Annotated in this window: 19 protein-coding genes; 2 read left to right on the top strand and 17 right to left on the bottom strand. The window is 29.4% G+C overall.

All coding sequences use genetic code 11. The features are described 5' to 3' along the window. Positions 1-5: 5 nt before the first annotated feature. The 15 genes from BT997_RS03615 to BT997_RS03545 form a co-directional block, all read right to left on the bottom strand. Positions 6-335: a co-chaperone YbbN gene (locus BT997_RS03615; protein WP_072680075.1), complete on the bottom strand. Its 330-nt coding sequence runs from the start codon at positions 333-335 to the stop codon at positions 6-8. Next, on the bottom strand, positions 310-2,343 hold the full coding sequence (locus BT997_RS03610) for a DUF1538 family protein (RefSeq protein ID WP_072680074.1): 2,034 nt from the start codon (positions 2,341-2,343) through the stop codon (positions 310-312). Before BT997_RS03610 ends, BT997_RS03615 begins: the two co-directional genes overlap by 26 nt. 163 nt (positions 2,344-2,506) lie before the next feature. After that, entirely contained in the window at positions 2,507-4,060 is a 1,554-nt protein-coding gene (locus tag BT997_RS03605) for a 2-isopropylmalate synthase (RefSeq protein WP_072680073.1), read from the bottom strand. A gap of 242 nt (positions 4,061-4,302) precedes the next feature. Then, a complete protein-coding gene (locus BT997_RS03600; RefSeq protein ID WP_072680072.1) occupies positions 4,303-4,923 on the bottom strand; it encodes a phosphatidylserine decarboxylase in 621 nt (206 codons plus the stop codon). A gap of 2 nt (positions 4,924-4,925) precedes the next feature. Further along, on the bottom strand, positions 4,926-7,016 hold the full coding sequence (gene ftsH, locus BT997_RS03595; protein WP_072680071.1) for an ATP-dependent zinc metalloprotease FtsH: 2,091 nt from the start codon (positions 7,014-7,016) through the stop codon (positions 4,926-4,928). Between the two features lie 16 nt (positions 7,017-7,032). Beyond that, on the bottom strand, positions 7,033-7,839 hold the full coding sequence (locus BT997_RS03590) for a 50S ribosomal protein L11 methyltransferase (RefSeq protein WP_072680070.1): 807 nt from the start codon (positions 7,837-7,839) through the stop codon (positions 7,033-7,035). Between the two features lie 43 nt (positions 7,840-7,882). Further along, positions 7,883-8,815, bottom strand: coding sequence for a tRNA-dihydrouridine synthase (locus BT997_RS03585; RefSeq protein WP_072680069.1), 933 nt, complete (start codon positions 8,813-8,815; stop codon positions 7,883-7,885). Beyond that, positions 8,815-9,828, bottom strand: a complete 1,014-nt coding sequence (locus tag BT997_RS03580; RefSeq protein WP_072680068.1) for a hypothetical protein — start codon at positions 9,826-9,828, stop codon at positions 8,815-8,817. Before BT997_RS03580 ends, BT997_RS03585 begins: the two co-directional genes overlap by 1 nt. 12 nt (positions 9,829-9,840) lie before the next feature. Continuing rightward, complete coding sequence (gene dksA, locus BT997_RS03575; RefSeq protein ID WP_072680067.1) at positions 9,841-10,194, bottom strand: RNA polymerase-binding protein DksA; 354 nt, start codon at positions 10,192-10,194, stop codon at positions 9,841-9,843. A gap of 50 nt (positions 10,195-10,244) precedes the next feature. Then, positions 10,245-10,700, bottom strand: a complete 456-nt coding sequence (locus tag BT997_RS03570; protein WP_072680066.1) for a 23S rRNA (pseudouridine(1915)-N(3))-methyltransferase RlmH — start codon at positions 10,698-10,700, stop codon at positions 10,245-10,247. After that, positions 10,690-11,298 (bottom strand): thiamine phosphate synthase, encoded by a 609-nt coding sequence (locus tag BT997_RS03565; protein ID WP_072680065.1) that lies wholly within the window; start codon positions 11,296-11,298, stop codon positions 10,690-10,692. The genes BT997_RS03570 and BT997_RS03565 overlap by 11 nt, the downstream gene beginning before the upstream one ends. Continuing rightward, positions 11,298-12,167, bottom strand: a complete 870-nt coding sequence (gene accD, locus BT997_RS03560; RefSeq protein ID WP_072680064.1) for an acetyl-CoA carboxylase, carboxyltransferase subunit beta — start codon at positions 12,165-12,167, stop codon at positions 11,298-11,300. The genes BT997_RS03565 and accD overlap by 1 nt, the downstream gene beginning before the upstream one ends. Before the next feature lie 23 nt (positions 12,168-12,190). After that, a complete protein-coding gene (gene metK / locus BT997_RS03555) occupies positions 12,191-13,399 on the bottom strand; it encodes a methionine adenosyltransferase (protein WP_258239414.1) in 1,209 nt (402 codons plus the stop codon). Between the two features lie 95 nt (positions 13,400-13,494). Next, on the bottom strand, positions 13,495-15,297 hold the full coding sequence (gene glmS / locus BT997_RS03550) for a glutamine--fructose-6-phosphate transaminase (isomerizing) (RefSeq protein ID WP_072680062.1): 1,803 nt from the start codon (positions 15,295-15,297) through the stop codon (positions 13,495-13,497). A gap of 111 nt (positions 15,298-15,408) precedes the next feature. Then, positions 15,409-16,179, bottom strand: a complete 771-nt coding sequence (locus BT997_RS03545; protein ID WP_072680061.1) for an inositol monophosphatase family protein — start codon at positions 16,177-16,179, stop codon at positions 15,409-15,411. Between the two features lie 74 nt (positions 16,180-16,253). Between BT997_RS03545 and BT997_RS03540 the strand changes: the two genes are divergently transcribed. Both BT997_RS03540 and BT997_RS03535 read left to right on the top strand, forming a co-directional pair. Next, complete coding sequence (locus BT997_RS03540) at positions 16,254-16,835, top strand: YkgJ family cysteine cluster protein (protein WP_072680060.1); 582 nt, start codon at positions 16,254-16,256, stop codon at positions 16,833-16,835. Positions 16,836-16,919: 84 nt separating this feature from the next. Next, the gene (locus tag BT997_RS03535; protein ID WP_072680059.1) at positions 16,920-17,495 is read left to right on the top strand and encodes a hypothetical protein; all 576 of its coding nucleotides are present in this window, start codon (positions 16,920-16,922) and stop codon (positions 17,493-17,495) included. Between the two features lie 410 nt (positions 17,496-17,905). Here BT997_RS03535 and groL read toward each other — a convergent pair whose 3' ends face one another. Both groL and groES read right to left on the bottom strand, forming a co-directional pair. Beyond that, the gene (gene groL, locus BT997_RS03530; RefSeq protein ID WP_072680058.1) at positions 17,906-19,546 is read right to left on the bottom strand and encodes a chaperonin GroEL; all 1,641 of its coding nucleotides are present in this window, start codon (positions 19,544-19,546) and stop codon (positions 17,906-17,908) included. 1 nt (position 19,547) lies between these two features. Next, entirely contained in the window at positions 19,548-19,805 is a 258-nt protein-coding gene (gene groES / locus BT997_RS03525) for a co-chaperone GroES (RefSeq protein WP_072680057.1), read from the bottom strand. Between the last annotated feature and the right edge of the window lie 65 nt (positions 19,806-19,870).

Here is a 19,870-nt window from a genome sequence, read left to right as displayed (position 1 = left end):
TTATCTTAATCCATAAATAAATTATACGGCCTTTTTAATTCATCACAAAAATGAGTGATAGAAAGATTTCTTCCTTTTCTAAAAAACTCTTTTGAATCAAAAAAGACTAGTATTGTTGGAATAGAAAATACCGAAAATTTGCTTGCTATCTCTTTATATAAATCTACTTTTACTTCGTATGTTTTCATTTTTGGGAATTTTTGTGGAATTATTTCATCAATCTTAGGTTTTAAGACCTTACAAACGGAACAGTTTTCTCCTGAAAAATAAATCAGTACAGGTTCCCCTGTACTAATAAACTTATCTAATTCATTTTTTGTTGATAATTGGATCATGTACTACAGCTGTTTCTGTAATTTTTTCTTCCGCTTTCTTTTCTTCCTCTTTTATTAACTCTTCAGAATCAATATTTTTATGATCTTTTCTGTTAACAAAGATATCATGTCTACTTAAACTAATACCTTTCATATGAGTTAGAGGGAAAGCAAATGCTATACCTTTTCCTGTAGTAGTAATATGTAAAGAGTGAATTATAGATTTAATAACTGGATTCACTAAACTTTGAGGAAGTAAAAATAATAACATTGCATCATTTGCTTCAAATGAAGTTCTATAATAGTTATCAATTTTACCAAGACCAATACCATCTGCACGAAGAACTGTAACTCCAGGAGCTCCTGCCTTATTAGCTGCTTGTATTGCATCAATCTTTTTATCTTTAGGAACTATAATTACTACGGCACTAAAGTCCATAGGTAAAGAATGTCGTCTATCACTTCCATCAATATTAACTGTAGCTAAATCCATATTTTCTGCATCAATAAGTGCATCTTTTAAAATATTTGCAGCTTCGATCTCTGTATCTGATTTAATTCCAAGTTTTTCAGTAATAATACCATATAGCATTACCGTAATCATTGGAAATAATGAAGCAAAAGCGATAAGACCAAAACCATCAATAAGTGGTGACCTACCTTCAATATTTGTAGCAAGTCCAATACCTAATGCGGCAACTAATGGAACAGTTACAGTAGATGTTGTAACCCCACCCGAATCATAGGCAATAGGAATAATATATTTTGGTGCAATAAAAGTAAGAATAATTACTAAAATATATCCAACAATAATATAGTAATGAATATGTCCACCATCAACAATTCTAAATGCTCCAAGAGCAATACCCATAGCAACACCAAAGGCAACGAAAAGTCTTAAGGCAAAGTCATTAATTTTACCATCAGAAATTTCTTTTGCTTTTTTTGCAATTGCCATTAATGCTGGCTCTGCCATAGTCGTAGAAAAACCAATAGCAAATGCGAATGCATAAATTACAAAAACGGAATCTCTTTTTGTTAATTGATAAGCCATTGTCTCACCAAGTGAGAATAGACCCATTTCAAGACCTAAAATAAAAGCATAAAGACCAATTATTACTAAAGCAAACCCAAAAAATACAGTTTTAATATTTTCTATTTTTTTCTTAATAACACCATATTGAAAAAATAAAATAATCAATAATATTGGTGCAACATCTTTTATTACAGAACCTATTCCTGTAAGTATTGAAGAGAAAGTTATATTAGCAACTGAAGAAACTGAAGCTTCAACAACTACTTCTGTTACTTCTTTTGCTTCAACAAGATTATAAACAGCAATACCGTAAACCTGTACAAAAATCATTGGTGTTAAAGATGCAAAGGCAATTAATCCAAATCCATCAACAACAGGATTTCTTCCTTTAATTGTAGAAGCTAATCCAATACCAAGTGCGGCAACTAAAGGTACTGTTACGGTTGATGTTGTAACTCCACCAAGGTCATAAGCAAGTCCAATAATCTCTTGTGGTGCAAAAAAAGTAACACTTACAACTGCTATATATCCAGCTATGATATAGTAGTGAATTGGGTGTCCTTTATAGATTCTATAAACACCTAAGAAAATTGCGAACCCAACTGAACCTGCAACAACAAGTCTTAATATAGTTGCATCAATTCTTCCACTTGATATGGAAGCTGCTTTATCTGCAATTACAGCAAGAGCTGGTTCTGCAATAGTTGTACCAAAACCAATTAAAAATCCAAAAAATAGTACCCACAACATAGTACCGTGTTTTGCAAAATCTCTTGCAAGCCCTTCCCCTACTGGGAAAATACCAATTTCTAGACCTTGTAAGAAAATAGCAAGTCCAACACCAACAATACCTAAACCAATTGCTGTACTTACCCAACCGTCTGGAACAGCTTGGATAATCGCTAATTGAAAGAATAGGATAACAACGACAATAGGAATCAAATCTCTAAAAGATTCCTTCAAAAGCTTCAAAAAGAAGTTAAATTGAGTCATATTTTATTTCTCCCTCATTCATTACTAACTTTGTAATATTAATATTATTTTATTATTATTAATCAAATTATTTGCTGAAAAATGCTTGTGAAACATAGTGTTTTTGGTTATTTTATAAAGAAGAAGTAAGAAAAGTAGAATATTCCACTTTTCTTACATTTTATTAAACTTGATGTTCAGTTTTTTTAGATAATCTCTCTTTTTGAGAAAGGTAAGAATTTACTGCTCCTAAATATGCTTTTGCAGTTGCAAGCATAGTATCAATGCTTAAACCATGACCAACAAATTCAGGTGAATTTTCATCAAAAGATACTCTTGTCGTAACTTTTGCTAAAGCATCTTTACCTTCAGTTACAGATAAAACTTTATAATCTTTTAATTCTCCTGTATATCCTGTCAATCTATCAATTGTTTTAAAGATTGAGTCCATAGTACCATCACCAATATTTGCATCTTTCATAACTTGGTCTTTGTACTTAATTGAAACAGCTGCCATTGGCATACCATTTGAACAGTCAGAGATTTGTAATCCTACTAACTCATAAGTTTTATCAGAGTTTAACGACTCATCAGTGATTAACATTCTTACATCATCATCTGTAACTTCTTTTTTCTTATCAGCCAAAATTTTAAATCTATCAAATGCAGAATTTAATTCTTCATCAGAAACTTTATCAAAACCTAAATGTACAATTTTATCTCTAAATGCTGCACGTCCTGAGTGTTTACCTAAGATTAATGTAGACTCTTTATATACACCTACATCTTCTGGTTTCATAATTTCATAAGTCTCTTGATGTTTTAATACACCATCTTGGTGAATACCACTTTCATGAGAAAAAGCATTTTTACCAATAATAGCTTTATTTTGTTGTGGTTCAACACCTGTAATTGTTGCAACTAATCTAGAAGTTGGATATAACTCTGGAGTATTAATTCCTGTATATAATTCACCAAATACATCTTTTCTAGTTTTAATTGCCATTACAGCTTCTTCTAAAGCAGAATTTCCTGCTCTTTCACCTAAACCATTCATAGTAACTTCAATTTGTCTAGCACCACTCATAACTGCTGCTAAAGTATTTGCAGTTGATAATCCTAAATCATTATGATTATGTACAGAAATAATAGCTCTATCACCTGCAAAATCAGATAATTCTTTTACCATAGCACCTAATTCATGTGGTAATCTATATCCAACTGTATCTGGTAAGTTAATAGTTGAAGCTCCAGCAGCAATAACTGCATCCATAACTTCTTTCATAAATGGTATTTCTGATCTTCCAGCATCTTCTAAAGAAAACTCTACATCATCTACAAATGTTCTTGCATACTCTACTGCATGAACTGCTCTTTTAATAACTTCGTCTTCACTCATTTTTAATTTATATTTCATATGAATTGGTGAAGTTGCAATAAATGTATGAATTCTATGTAAAGGTGCTTTTGAAACTGCTAATCCTGATTGTTTAATATCATTATCAATCGCTCTACTTAAAGAACAGATTGAAGAGTTTTTAACTTGCTCTGCTATTCTACTTACTGCATCAAAATCACCAGGAGATGCCGCTGCAAAACCTGCTTCAATTACATCTACACCTAATTTTTCTAATTGTAAAGCTACTTTAATCTTTTCTTCTGTGTTCATTGAACAACCTGGACTTTGTTCTCCATCCCTTAAAGTTGTATCAAATACTATAATTCTATTTTTATCCATTGTTTAAACCCCTGTAAAAGTCGTGTATTATATCCTTTTTTTATTGTAAAAAAAGTAAAAACTAATTTGCGTGATTGTTATTTATATTTAATTGTTAAATATTAGAGTGATTTTGAAAGAAGCAGAAGAGTGTTAACACTTTTTATGAAATGGTTATTATAAAAATCAAATATTTTCATTGTACTCTCCTAATTTTTTGTAGTAAAGAATTATAATAGGTTAAATTCTTTTTGTCAAGAAGATTAAATATTTTCTTCTTGTTTTTTTTCTATATCTATTTTATTGGCAATTATACTAACTCCAGATTCAAGTTTATCACCAATTTTAACTGAAAGTTCAAATTCAGGTTTTATAGTGACTATAATTTGTCCTTGTAAAAAAACACCTATTCTTTCACCTTTTAATGAATTATTGTTTTCTTTTATATCAATAGTAGTATTGCACATAGAAGATATTAATTCCATAGTAGAATTTTCGAATTCTATTGTAGCTTTCTCATTTAATACTTTTGCTTTAAAAGTTGATAGAAAAAGATTTAAACCTCTTTTGTAGCTAAGCTTAAATGCTCCATCTTCTAAAGCTCTTAAAATATGCGTATTACATAAACTAACATCTATATATATTAATTTATTTCTATCTTTTACATCTATTGCAGAGACTACACCAGAAATAGGAGATAAAATACCATTTGAATTTGAATTTGTTTTTAAAGCATTGTTTCTATAAATAAAAATAAAAATTAGTACTAAAGCAAAAGATATAAAAGCTAAAAAACTACATTCGGCTAATATAAACACTAACATTGCAATAAATGCAAGAAAAATAGATTTTTGACCCTCTTTTGCAATAATACTATCAAACATTTTTACTCTTTATCTTTTTTTTCTTCTTCAATATTCTCTTCAACATCTTCTAAAGTTGTATCAGAATTTGATTTTTCATTATCATCAGATTCAACAATAGAATCATCTTCTTTATCTGAAGTTTTTTCATCAGAAGTATCTTTTAAAGACTCAGTATGCAAATCTTCATCTTCAAAAACTTCTCCACCATGAGCTTTAATAATCTCTCTAACTCTTTCTCCAGAAATAACTTCAATATCAAGTAACTCAGCAGTCATTTCTTCAATTGCATCGTTATGCTCTCTTAAAGACTCAAGTACAGCATCATATCTTTCATTAAGTAAAGATTTAACATGATCATCTAAATTCTTAGCCATCTCATCTGAGAAATCTTTTGTTGTTTGCCCACCTAAAAATTGATTCTGTCTTTTTTCAAGAACCATTAAACCAGCAACATCACTCATTCCATAAACAGAAGCCATAGATTTGATAATGTCAGTTGCTCTTTCTAAGTCATTTCCTGCACCAGTAGAAATTTCACCAATAAATACTTCTTCTGCAGCACGTCCACCAAGTAAAGTGTCAACTTCAGCGATTAGTTCATGTTTTTGCATTAAATATTTATTTTCTTCTGGTGTATTTAGTGTATAACCAAGTGCTGCAAGTCCCCTTGGAACAATTGAAACCTTATTTACTTTTTTCGCACCTTTTGTAATCTCAGCAATAACCGCATGTCCAGATTCGTGATAAGCAACTATCTTTCTCTCTTTAGGAGAAATTCTTCTTGATTTCTTTTCTAGTCCTGCAATTTGTCTTTCAACTGCTTCTTTAAAATCTTCATATGTTACTTCATCTTTTTTAGCTCGTCCTGCTAAAAGTGCAGCTTCATTAATAATATTTGCTAAATCTGCCCCTGCAAGTCCTGCTGTCATTCTTGCTACTTCAACTAAATCAACATCTTTTCCTAATACCACATTTTTGATATGTACATTAAGAATTTCTTTTCTACCTTCAAAATCTGGTTTATCAACAAGTACTTGTCTATCAAATCTTCCTGGTCTTAATAATGCTGGGTCAAGAACTTCTGGTCTATTTGTTGCAGCCAATACAATAACAGGAGCATGCTCTGTTGAAAATCCATCCATTTCGGCAAGTAATTGATTCAGAGTTTGTTCTCTCTCATCATTACCACCCATTGGACCACCAGATGCTCTAGATTTACCAATTGCATCAATTTCATCAATAAAAATAATAGCAGGAGCAACTTTTTTTGCTTGTTCAAAAAGGTCTCTAACTCTTGAAGCTCCAACACCTACAAACATCTCAATAAAAGCAGAACCTGATACAGATAAAAACTCAACACTAGCTTCACCAGCAACAGCTTTTGCAAGTAAAGTTTTACCAGTTCCTGGAGGTCCTACTAATAAAACACCTTTTGGAATCTGTGCTCCAAGCTTTACATATCTTTCTGGATCTTTTAAGAAATCAACTACTTCTTGTACTTCTTCTTTAGCTTCTTTATTTCCAGCCATATCATCAAAAGTTACATTTGGTTTTTCAGAATTAATCATCTTCTTAGAACTTCCAATTCCAAGAATTCCCCCTGAGCCTCCACCCATAGACTTTGACATTCTTTTAGCTAAGAACATCCATATTGCAAAGAATATGAAAATAGGTAAAACCCATCCAAAAAGAACATCTGCAATTAGATTCTCTTCATTTATTCCACCATAGGTAATTCCATTTTTTTCTAAACTTGGAACTAAAGTATTATCTGGTATTACTCTTCTTGCTGTATAACTTGTTACAGAACCATTTGACCCTTTAGAAATTGCTTTTATTTGAGTATTACCAATTCCTACATGATTTATCTTTCCAGAATCAATTAATTTTTTTAATTCTGAATATGCGATAGTTTGATTTTTAGCTTTACCAAATGCAGCAGATGACGAGTTAGAAGAACCCATTCCTGAATTATTTCCTTCTGGAAACACTGCTTTAAATACAAATATCGTCACTATTGAAAAAATTACAAATACTAAAAGTGGATTATTATTGAAAAAATTATTGTTATTATCTCCACCGTTACTATTTCTATTATTCTTGTCGTTCATAAAATATAACTCCCTTTTATTTTTTAAATACTACAGTTACCCATTCATTCTTATGGATTAATTTTAACTGTTCTAAATCTTGAAATTTTCTTAAAACCTTATCTATATGTTTATCTAATATACCTGATATAACTAGTATACCATCATTGTTTAAGCATTTTTTTAAATCACTTGCAATAAAAACCAATACATCAGCAACAATATTTGCTATAACAACATCATATTTTTCTTTGGCATTATTTGCACTACCTATCCATGAGTTTTCAAATTTTGTATTATTTAACTCATAATTAGATTTTGTATCATTTATACAAACTTCATCTGTATCACAAATATCAACTTTACAACCTAGCTTTGACGCAGCAATTGCAAGTATTCCACTACCAGTTCCAACATCTAAAACTGTATCATCTTTTTTTACATATTCGCTAATTGCTTCTATACAACTTGAAGTAGTTTCATGATGTCCTGAACCAAAAGATAAAGCAGGATCAATAATAATATTTATTTTGTCATCCTTAGACTCATCCCATGATGGTCTAATGAAAAACTTTCCTATTTCAATTGACTTTACAGACTCTTGATACTGTTTAATCCAATCTATATTTTCTTTTTTTGTTAAAACTGTTTCACATTGAACATTTAATGCTTTTGCAAATTCATTTATTCCAAATTCTACATCGCATAAATCATCTTCACTTCTTGCAATAATAGAACCATCGGCTTCTTCTATCGCGTTATTAGTTAAAGTACCTAATAAGTCGAGAAATGTATCATAGTGTTGTTTTGGTTTGATTATTAATTCATAATAATGTTCAGACAAATATATCCCTTAATTAAAGTGCAATATTCTATCTAAAAAGTTTTTAAAAAAAGTTTTCTATCATATCACGCATAACTTTTTCATCAGAAATACGATTAATAATATCTCTAAATTCTGCAGCACCTTTATAGCCTTTAGAATAAGAATGTAGTAATTTTCTAAACATTACAGCACCATGAATTCCATGAAATTTTAATACTTCATCATAGTGTTCTAATATTATTTCTCTTTTTTTATCTTGGTCTATATTTTCTACACCATACTTTAATTGATAAAAAATCCATGGATTTCCAATAGCTGCACGACCTATCATCACTCCATCTGCTTTTGTATATTCTAAAACTTCTCTTGCTTTATCATAACTTTTAATATCACCATTTGCAATTACAGGAATAGAAACAGCTTCTTTCATAAGTCTAATTGCATCATAATCTACGGGAGCTTTATATTTTCCAGCTCTCGTTCTTCCATGTACAGATACAAAATCTACACCACAAGATTCAACTGCTTTTGCAATATCTACAGGTATTTTTTCATTTACACCTATTCTTACTTTTGCAGTAGTATATTGTTTTTTATTGTATTTTTTTACAGTACTTAAAATTTCTTCTAGTTTTTTTAAATCCCCTAAAAGATTTGAACCTGAACCATGAGAAAATACTTTTGGAGCAGGACAACCACAATTTAAGTCTATTCCATCAATACCATCAATATCATTTAGAATTTCTACAGCATCTCTTACGATATCTTTGTTATTTCCAGCAATTTGTACAATATAAGGGTCTTCACTTGGTGATTTTTCAATCATTTTTCGTGTTTTTTCTGATTTATAAACTAAAGCGTTTGAAGATATCATTTCAGATATCGTTAAATCTGCTCCAAATTTTTTAACAACTGCACGAAAAGGTAAATCGGTATATCCAGCAAGTGGAGCCAACACCACTAGGGGTTGGCTAAAATCTATTTTATTCTTCATTAATTATAAGTAATATCATCCACTGAGTAGTGTTTTCCAGCATCTTTTAAATCTAAAAGTGCTCTAAATAATACAAATTCATTTTCAGGGTAACCTGATAATATTTCTTTTGCTTTTTCAATCATTTCAAGTTCTAATAAAACATATAAATATGCATCCATCGCAACTTCATTCTCTTCTGAAATTGTTTCAAAAAGTTGAAGTAATTTATCTGGTGTTAATCCATCTTTATACAGTTTTGCTAAAGTAATATACTCTTCTTTTGAATAATTCAAACTTTTTGTAATTTTTAAAATTTCTTCTTTTGATAAACCAAAATCAGTATTGTCAATATCTTTTAAGAAAAGTTTTAATGCCATTTCTTTATCAAGCTTAACGTTTGAATAAACTTTTTTAATTGTAGTCATACTTTTATTATCTAAAACATTTAAATATGCAACTCTAACTACGTCTTCTGAAAACTGGTCAGATTTTTTTAAAATATCAACTGCATAATCAACTTGTTCATTTATTTTATTAATTAAGTTTTGTTTAGCAAGTTCTGAATTAAGATTTAATTTTAATGGTTTTTCATTTACATACTTACCAGATTTAATATCTTTTATTTGAGAAACAACTTGATTTAAACCTTCATATGAAGAAGTAAATGCAGAATCTTTAACATCCATATTAAATTGATTTAAAATAGAAGCTACATTCTTGTAACCATTCGTTTTAAATTTTTTCTTATCTTCTTTTTGTAAAAGTATTGATTTTATAGTTTCAATAATAGTTGCTTCATCTTTATTAAAGCCTCTACTCTTACAGTAGTTTACAGAACCGTAAAACATTAAATGCAGAACTGAAAAAACAAATAATACAACTGCTGGTGCAAGTACCCAAAATATAATTGGTAAATTTAATGTATATTTCCAAACAGTAATTTCATATTCACCATTTTGAATTGCATATCCACCAACTCCAACGGCAATTAGTAATACTAAAGAAAAACCTATATAAGCTTTAAGTCCCACATTTTATCCTTTTTATTGTTCTACTTCGTAAATTTCTCTACAAGGTGTACAAAACTTTGCAAATGGTTTAGCTCTTAGTCTACCAATTGCAATTGATTCATCACACATCTCACAAATTCCATAAGTACCTTTTTCTATTCTCTTTAAGGCATCTTCAATTTCATTCAACTCTTTTATTTGTTGATTTGCAATAATTCCCTCTTTAAAACTATCACTAGAAACTTCCGCATAATCATACTCATCTTTACACTCAGATTCCTTCAAAGAGTCGATACTGTCTCTACTTCCTTGAATGTTTTTAGTAATTGTTTCTTTTCTTTCAATTAAGATTTCTTTTAATTCTTCAATCTGTTTCGAGTTAGCCACATTATACCTTTTTTTAAAAAATTTCGCTATTATACTTAAAACTATATAAATTATTTATGATAGGGGTGGTTATTTTTTATTGCAAGCCCTCTAAAAATTTGTTCTAAAAGTACAAGAGTGACCACTTTATGTGCCATTGTGAGAGAACTAAGACTAATAATTTTATCGCATTTTTTTAAAAAATCTTTTTCAAAACCATATGCTCCACCAATAAAAAAGTTAACTTCACTGTTATTTGTTACCATTTTAGAGAACTCAAAGCTATCAACACTTTTTCCTAAAACATCCAAAGCAATACAATAACCACTCATGTATGGTTTATAGGCATCAGTGTATGATTGTTTTGCCTCTTTTTCACCAATTGTTTGTGCTTTTGAAATATTTTTATTAAAAATAGAATGAACTTGAACTTTTGCATATTTTGAACACATTTTAATAAATTCTTTAGATAACTTATCAAATTCATCAGAAGACGGTTTTACAATTGCATAAATATTAATCTTCATATAAACCACTCCCTACTACATTAAATGATATATTTTCAATTTTATCTTTTATATTAACTCCACCTATTGCACAAACAGGATGATTTGATATCTTTGCTAAATAAGTGATTTTATCACCTAATAAATTTGGGACATCTTTTGTTGATGTTGATTTATACGCACCAAGACCAATCATATCTATATCTAATTCATTTGCCTCTAGAATCTCAACTTCATTATGAGTTGATAGTCCTAAAAGCTTATTTCCTATTTTTTTTCTTATAAGTTTTATAGCGATTTTTTTATCACTATGAATTGAATCAAAATCTTCTTGTCCTAAATGTAAACCATCTGCATAATTTATTAATTCTATCTTATCATTAATCATAATTGGAATATTAAGATGTTTTTTTAAATATTGTAAATTTTCAATTTGAGTCTCTATAGAGTTAATTTTATCTCTATATTGCAAAATTTTAATATCATATTTTTTTATAATATTTAAAAAATCATATAAAAAAATATCTTTATTTAGGATAGTTTGAAAGTCACATAAAGCATAAAGAAGATTAGAAGCTTCAAGTTTAAAACCTAAAGCCTCTTCAAATCTTGTAGCCATTAGCTAGCGTTAGAAGTTTTTGAGAACATTGTTAATAAATCAGAAAGTGTTTGTTTCATATCATTTCTATTAACAACCATATCAATTGAACCTTTTTCAAGTAAAAATTCAGCTCTTTGGAAACCTTCAGGTAAATCTGCACCAATAGTTTGTTTAATAACTCTTTGCCCTGCAAATCCTACAAGTGCACCAGGTTCAGCCATAATAATATCACCTAAGAAAGCAAATGAAGCAGATACTCCACCCATAGTTGGATCAGTTAATACTGAAATAAAAGGAAGTTTTGCTTTATCCATTCTTTTAAGTGCTGCAGATGTTTTAGCCATTTGCATTAAAGAAAAAGTTGATTCTTGCATTCTAGCACCACCTGAAGCTGAAACAATGATAACACCTTGGTGTTTTTCCATTGCTCTATCAACTGCACGAACAATTTTTTCACCTTCAACAGAACCTAAACTTCCACCCATAAAAGCAAAATCAAATACAACTATCTGAGTACCTATGCCATTGATTGTACACTCACCACTTACAACTGCAGAACTTCTTCCTGTTTTTTTAGTAGCTTCATCAACTCTTTTTTTATAAGATTTTTTATCAACAAATTTAAGAGGATCAATAGGTTTTAAATCAGCATCATATTCAACAAAAGAATCTGCATCTGTTAATATCTCAATTCTTCTTTTTGCCCCTATTCTCATATGAAAGTTACATTTAGGACAAATGTTATTTTGATTTTCAACCTCTTTAAAAAACATTAATGACGCACATTCTGGACATTTTATCCAGTGAGTTGGAGCATCTTTTTTCGAAGGTTGTTCTTTATCATTACTATCAAATGAAATTTTACTAAATAAATTTTTTAAATCCATCATAAATCCTTTTTTAAATTTTACTATATATTCTTAAGTTTTTCTACTTCATCAAGCTTTTCCCAAGGGTAATCACTTTGACCAACTTGACCTCTTGATGCAACATCTGCATAAAGAAATGTTTCACTTGATGGCTTATCTAATCCAAATTTTTCTGTAATCCATCTTGGAGTTAAAGAATATTCATCCATTACTATTTGAGATAATTTATCATCATCAAACTTCGTATATGTTCCCATTGTATCAACAGATACTGATGTTGGTCTTGCAACACCAATTGCATAAGAAATTTGAACAATTGCTTTTCCAGCTAATCCAGCTGCAACAATATTTTTTGCAATCCAACGTGCTGCATATAATCCACTTCTATCAACTTTTGTATAATCTTTAGAAGATTGAGCTCCACCACCAATAGGAGAATATCCTCCAAATGAATCAACAATAAGTTTTCTTCCTGTTAATCCACTATCATGTAATGAAGAGTGACTTACATATCTTCCTGTTGGATTAATATGAATGATAGTTTCATCTTTATTATACATATCAGTTGGTAAACCTGTATCATCAATTAAACCTTGAATCAACTCTCTTACTTCATCTATTGGCATCCCTTCAACAGAAGGTGCACTTACAACTATTGTATGTATTTTTTGTGGTTTACAATTCTCAAAGTTCTCTTTTGTTCCATAATCAACAGTAACTTGAGTTTTAATATCAACTCCAAGTTTATGATTATGATTTAATGCATAATTATATACTTTATCTGAAAGCATTCTTGCATATGTAATAGCAGCAGGCATATAATCAGATGTTTCAGTTGAAGCAAACCCAAACATAATACCTTGATCCCCTGCACCAATTTCTCCAGTTTCTTGATCAACACCTTGAGAAATATCTGGTGATTGCTGATTTAATAAAACTTGTACCTGTACATCATCTGGATGTAAACATTGTTCTTTAGTAAAGGCTGATTTTCCATCATAACCTATTTTAGCTAATGCCTCTTTTACTAAATCTTCATACTCTTTTTGTGATAACTGGCATTTAGATTTTACTTCTCCACCAATTACAACATGTTTTCCTGCTACAAAAACCTCAGAAGCTACTCTACTTTGCTTATCCTCTATAATTAATTTATCAACTATAGAGTCTGCTATAATATCTGCACATTTATCTGGGTGCCCTGGGCTTACTACTTCACTTGTAAATAAGTAATTTGTTTTGTTTTCCATTTTTGTTTTCCTATTTTGTTTTCCATTTTTGTTTTCCATTAAATCGATACTTATTTTTATCTTTAAATTCTAATAAAAAAATAAAAAATTAATATTTATTCAACAGTTACGGACTTAGCCAAGTTTCTCGGCATGTCAACATCATTTCCTAATCGTATTGAAATCTCCATTGATAGAAGTTGTAATACAACTAACATTTCAAAAAACTCTAACATATAATGATCAGTCTTTTGAGTTTTTATAAAATCATCTGCAAGTTCAAAATCAAGAGGTGAAATGGCACAAATAGTACTATCTCTTGCACTTAACTCTTCAACATTAGATTTAATTTTATCATATAATAAATTTTCTGGCATTAACGCAATAGTAAATAATTCTGGATCCGCTAATGCAATTGGACCATGTTTCATCTCACCTGCAGGATATCCTTCTGCATGCAAATATGAAATTTCTTTTAATTTTAAAGCACCTTCAAGGGCTAATGGGAAAAAGACGTCTCGTCCTATAAAGAAAAAACCGTGACCATGAAGATATCTTTTTGATAATCTTTTAGCCTTTTCATGCATTTTATCAGCAACCATTAATGAGCTTGGAACTTCTCTTAATGCATGAATTTCATTTTGTAAAATATTAGTATCTATTACATTTTTTGCTTTTGCAATATATAAAGCAAGCATCCATAAAACAACCGCTTGAGTTGAAAATGCTTTAGTTGAAGCAACACCTTTTTCAATACCAGCACGAGTAAGTATAGTGTAATCTGCTGTTCTTGTCATTGATGAGTTATCAACATTACATACTACAATAGATTTTAAACCCGCTTTTTTTGCCATCTTTAAAGCTTCTAAAGTATCTGCAGTTTCTCCACTTTGAGATATTACAATAAACAATGTATCTTTTGTAAGCAATGGCTCTTTATATCTAAATTCACTTGCTATTTCTACATTACATTTAATTTTTGATAATCTTTCAAAGAGATAAGCTGAAGTAAGTCCTGCATGATAAGAGGTACCACAAGCACAAATTTTAATCTCTTTTATCCCATCAAAAACAGAAGCATCAATTTCATCAAATAAAATCTCATCATCATTTAAACGTCCAAGCATACAATCACTTACAACATCACTTTGCTCATAAATTTCTTTTTCCATAAAAAATCTAAAACCATCTTTTTGAGCAAATTGTTTAGAAGTAGGAAGTGTTGACCAAGAATAGTCATCACTAAAGAATTCAATTCCAGCAGTTGAAGCAACTCCTCCAACTCCATCTTCTAAATATACAACATCATTTGCAAGCCCAATTAATGGAGCATCCGAAGATGAAAACAAAACTTCTTTTTCTTCTTTCCCACGTGCAATTATTAAAGGACTTCCATGTTTAAAAAAGAATATTTTAGAAGGATCAGCTTTTGAAATTAAAAGAATTGAAAAAGCACCTTCAAGTCTTTGAATAGTGTTTTTAAAAGCTTCTGTACTATTTTCTAATTTATTTTCGTAGTTTTCAAAAAGATGAACAATAACTTCAGTATCTGTTTGAGAAACAAAATTATGTCCATCTGCAATTAATTCTTCTTTTAACTCTTTGTAGTTTTCAATAATACCATTGTGTACGACATATGAATATTCACCTAAGTGAGGATGTGCATTTAGTTCAGTTGGCTTACCATGTGTAGCCCATCTAGTATGTCCAATACCAATATGATATTCACCAAGTGTAGATTTAGAAATTTTTTCTTTTAAATTTTCTAGTTTTCCTAAAGCTTTGAATACATCAATTTTTTCATCATTTAATAAAGCAATTCCTGCAGAATCATAACCTCTATATTCTAACTCTTTTAAACCATCTAATAAAAAGTTTGTTGTATCTTGATTTCCAATATATCCAACTATTCCACACATACTAAAGAAGCCTTTTAATTAATTTTAAAGTCAGATATATTATCTAAAAGATACTAAAAAATTACTTTTATAATATTCTTATATATAAGCCACTTTAGAAATATAATTTTCTTAATTTAAATTTTCAATTAAAGCATTATGAATCTTAGTATTTGAAGCAACTATATATTTATTTTCAAATAAAACATATTTATTTCCATCTAAATTAGTAATTTTACCACCTGCTTCTTTCAAAATAATTATACCTGCACTTACATCCCAAGCTTTAAGATTCATTTCATAATAGCCTTCATACATACCCTTTGCTACATAACATAAATCTAAAGCTGCAGAACCAAGTCTTCTAATATCTTGACACTTAGGCAAAATTACTTTTATCTTTTTTATCACATCATTTAAATCAACTTCACAAGTACCCGAAGTATATGGAAAACCAGTAGATATTAATGCCTTTTGAAAATCATCTTCAGCAGACACTTCAATTTTTTCACCATTTAAAAAAGCTCCATTTCCTACTTTTGCAGTATACAATTCATCTAAAATTGGATTGTACACTATTCCTATATAGGGTTCTTTATTTTTATATACACCAACAGAAATACAAGTATGTGGTAATTTATTTACAAAATTTGTTGTACCATCAATAGGATCTACTATAATCGAATTATTGAATTCAATATTTGAATTATCTGATTCTTCTGCTATTACATTAAAATCTTGAAACTCTTTTAGAAATTTTTCTTTTAGAAAATTCTCAATACCTACATCATATTTTGTAACCAAATCTTTTTTTGCTTTAAAACTAACATCTTTATTTGAAAAATATCCCTCTTTTAATATTTCACCAGCTTCTTTTATTATCTCTATTAATTTTTTTTCCATTTTAATTCCAAATATTTTTTACAAATTTTAACAAAACTTAGTTACACTACGATTAATATCAATATAGGAAGACAATGAAAGAGTTTATTTCTACAAATAATCATCATTTTACTTTTGGAAATTGTTCTAATTGTGAAGCTAAATGTTGCGATGGAAGACATGGAACTATTTTTTCTCAAATTATTTTAAATGAATTTGAAAAAGTTTATAAAAATTTTCCTATTCTTTTTATATTTGGTGAATTAGGATTTATAAAACCTATAATACTTCTTACAACGGGAAATGATTTTTGTCCATATTTAAAAGACTTTAAGTGTACTATTTATCAAGATAGACCGACTGTTTGTAGAACTTATCCTTTAAGCCCTAATCTTGATAATAATATTTATATTGATACTCTTTGTCCAGAAATAAACAAATCTGAACTTACAATTATAAAAAATAATACTATAAATGAAAACTTTGATAATAGTGTATTTTATGAATATCAAGATAAATATATTGAGACCCATTTCCAATTTGAAAAACTTGAAAAAAAAGATTTTGAAAAAATACGTACTATCAATAAAGTTGATTTTTTTAAATATGTAGGAACAAGTAAATCAAAATACTTAGAAATGCACAAGAGTTCTTTGAAAAACTTATCTATTTTTTAATCTTGTCAGACCAATTGTAACTATAAAATATCATTTTTATATACTGTTTAGTTATATGTTATATTTATTTAGAGATAATACTAAATGGAAATTTTAGTATACGATTTAGAATCTTATGAAAATGATATTTATGATATTGTCTCAAAACATTTAGATATTAAATTTATAAAAGTATTTAATAAAGATGACTTTTTTTTTAATTATGATGAAAAAAATGAATCTATAATTATAATAGATGTTACAGATGATTGTGGTGAAGAAATTTTTAACTTAATTACAGATAGTAATCCAAAACAAAGAATTTTAGTTATTAGTAGATCATTATCGTACAATCATACTTTTACTTGTCAACAATGTGATAATACTTTTAATAGAAAACTATTATTAAAACCATTAAATGTAGGTCAACTAGTAGCTTATATAAAAAACTTTGATAACTTAACTTGTAAATACTCTTCTAATTCAAATAATATAATAGAAATTATGGAAGATGTATTAAAACAGTTTTTACATTATTCTTATAATAAAGAAAAAAAAATGATTGTAAAAAAAGACACTACAAGTAAAAATATAAAAGAGCTTTTAAAGATTACTGAACTTTTAAAAACACATAATATTAGATTTAATATTGAAGGGGAAAATATAAAATTATATTTTTAATTCTGTAATTAATCTTTTCTTTAGGTAAAAAGGTGTTATACTTCTTATAACACAAACAATATGGAGGTGTAGATGACAAAGGATTTTCATTTTTAGTATTGTTAAACACTAATATAAAATAAATTTACTACAGAGTAAATTAGTAAATATGTGTTTTATTTATAACATATATATAATAGAAAAGGGAAGAGGTTTGTAATCTCTTCCCTTTTTTTGTGGTTTTAAATATTTTAACGCTTACTTTCGGACACGGTAGTACTTTGTAGATCACCTTAATTTGCACGAACTAAAAAAGTTAAACTCTTCATATTTTTATGCCTTGTCTTCGGACTTGTGGCTTCGCTACGCTACGACCACTTCGTCTGCGTAAGCTAAAAGAGTGAAACTCTTCACTCTTTTTTAACGCTTTCTTACATTCCCATTCCAGGCATTCCACCCATTCCACCCATATCAGGCATAGCTGGAGCAGCTGGTGCATCAGCTTTGATATCAGTAACAGTAGCTTCAGTTGTTAATAATAATGAAGCAACAGAAACTGCATTTTGCATTGCGATTCTTTCTACTTTTGCAGGATCCACAATACCAGCTTCAAACATATCAACATATTCACCACTTGCAGCATTAAATCCTAAATTTTCATTATCTGATTTTTCAACTTCATTTGCAACAACACCAGCATCAAAACCAGCATTGATTGCAATTTGTTTTAAAGGTGCTTTAATAGCTCTTAATACAATATCTGCACCAATTTGCTCATCACCATCTAATTCTAAAGATACTTTAGCAGCAGCTCTAATTAATGCAGCTCCACCACCAATAACAATACCTTCTTCAACAGCAGCTCTTGTAGCAGATAAAGCATCATCAACTCTATCTTTTTTCTCTTTCATTTCAGTTTCAGTTGCAGCACCAACTTTAATAACTGCAACACCACCAGAAAGTTTTGCAAGTCTTTCTTGTAGTTTTTCTCTATCATAATCAGAAGTTGTATTTTCAATCTCTGCTTTAATTTGATTTACTCTACCTTTAACAGAATCTGCCGTTCCAGTTCCATCAACAATAGTTGTATTATCTTTATCAATTACAACTCTAGCAGCAGTACCAAGAACTTCAATACCAGAAGTTTCAAGTTTCATTCCCATCTCTTCAGAAATAACTGTACCGTTTGTTAAAATTGCAATATCTTCTAACATTGCTTTTCTTCTATCACCAAAACCTGGAGCTTTAACTGCAGCAATATTTAAAGAACCTCTTAATCTATTTACAACTAAAGTAGCTAATGCTTCCCCATCAACATCTTCTGCAATAATTAATAAAGGTCTTCCGGCTTGGTTTACAGCTTCTAAGATTGGTAACATTTCTTTTAAATTAGAAACTTTTTTCTCACATAAAAGAATAAATGGATTTTCCATTTCCGTAACCATTTTTTCAGTATTTGTAACAAAATATGGAGATAAGTAACCTCTATCAAATTGCATACCTTCAACAACATCTAGCTCATCTGAAATACCTTTTGCTTCTTCAACAGTAATAACACCATCTTTTCCAACTTTATCCATAGCTTCTGCAATCATTGCACCAATAGCAGTATCAGAATTTGCAGAAATAGTAGCAACTTGCTCAATCTCTTTTTTATCTGCAACTACTTTTGAAGCAGCTTTAAGTTCAACTAAAATTGCTTCACAAGCTTTATCCATACCTCTTTTAAGAGTGATAGGGTTTGCTCCAGCAGTTACATTTCTAAGACCTTCTTTGAAAACTGATTGAGCTAAAACTGTAGCAGTAGTTGTTCCATCTCCTGCTTCATCAGCAGTTTTAGAAGCAACTTCTTTTACAAGTTGTGCCCCCATATTTTCCAATGTATCTTCTAACTCAATCTCACGTGCTACAGAAACACCATCTTTTGTGATAGTAGGAGCTCCAAATGCTTTTTGTAATAATACATTTCTACCTCTTGGTCCCATTGTAACTTTTACTGCATCTGCTAATTTTTCAACACCTGCAAATAAAGAATTTCTTGCAGCATCACTAAATAATACTTCTTTTGCCATCTTACATAACTCCTATAATATTTTCTAAATCTAATACTAAATAATCTTCACCTTGCAATGTTAGCTCAGTTCCTCTAAATTGTTCAAAAACAACTGTATCACCTTCTTTTAGTTCAGTAACTTCCGACCCAACTGCTTTAACTATAGCAGTGTTTGGTTTTTCTTTTGCAGAATCTACAAGGATAATTCCACTTGCAGTTTTTTCTTCTACTTCTGTTCTTTCTACTAGAACTCTTTTTCCTAATGGTTTAAAATTCATTATGTCTCTCCTATAATTTTTTATAATAATTGTTAATTTAGCACTCTATTTTTTTGAGTGCCAAA

It is taken from the genome of Arcobacter sp. LA11 (assembly GCF_001895145.1).
Taxonomy (GTDB): domain Bacteria; phylum Campylobacterota; class Campylobacteria; order Campylobacterales; family Arcobacteraceae; genus Halarcobacter.
The sequence above is the reverse complement of the archived record's forward strand: the minus strand, read 5'-3'. Positions and strand labels throughout refer to the sequence as shown.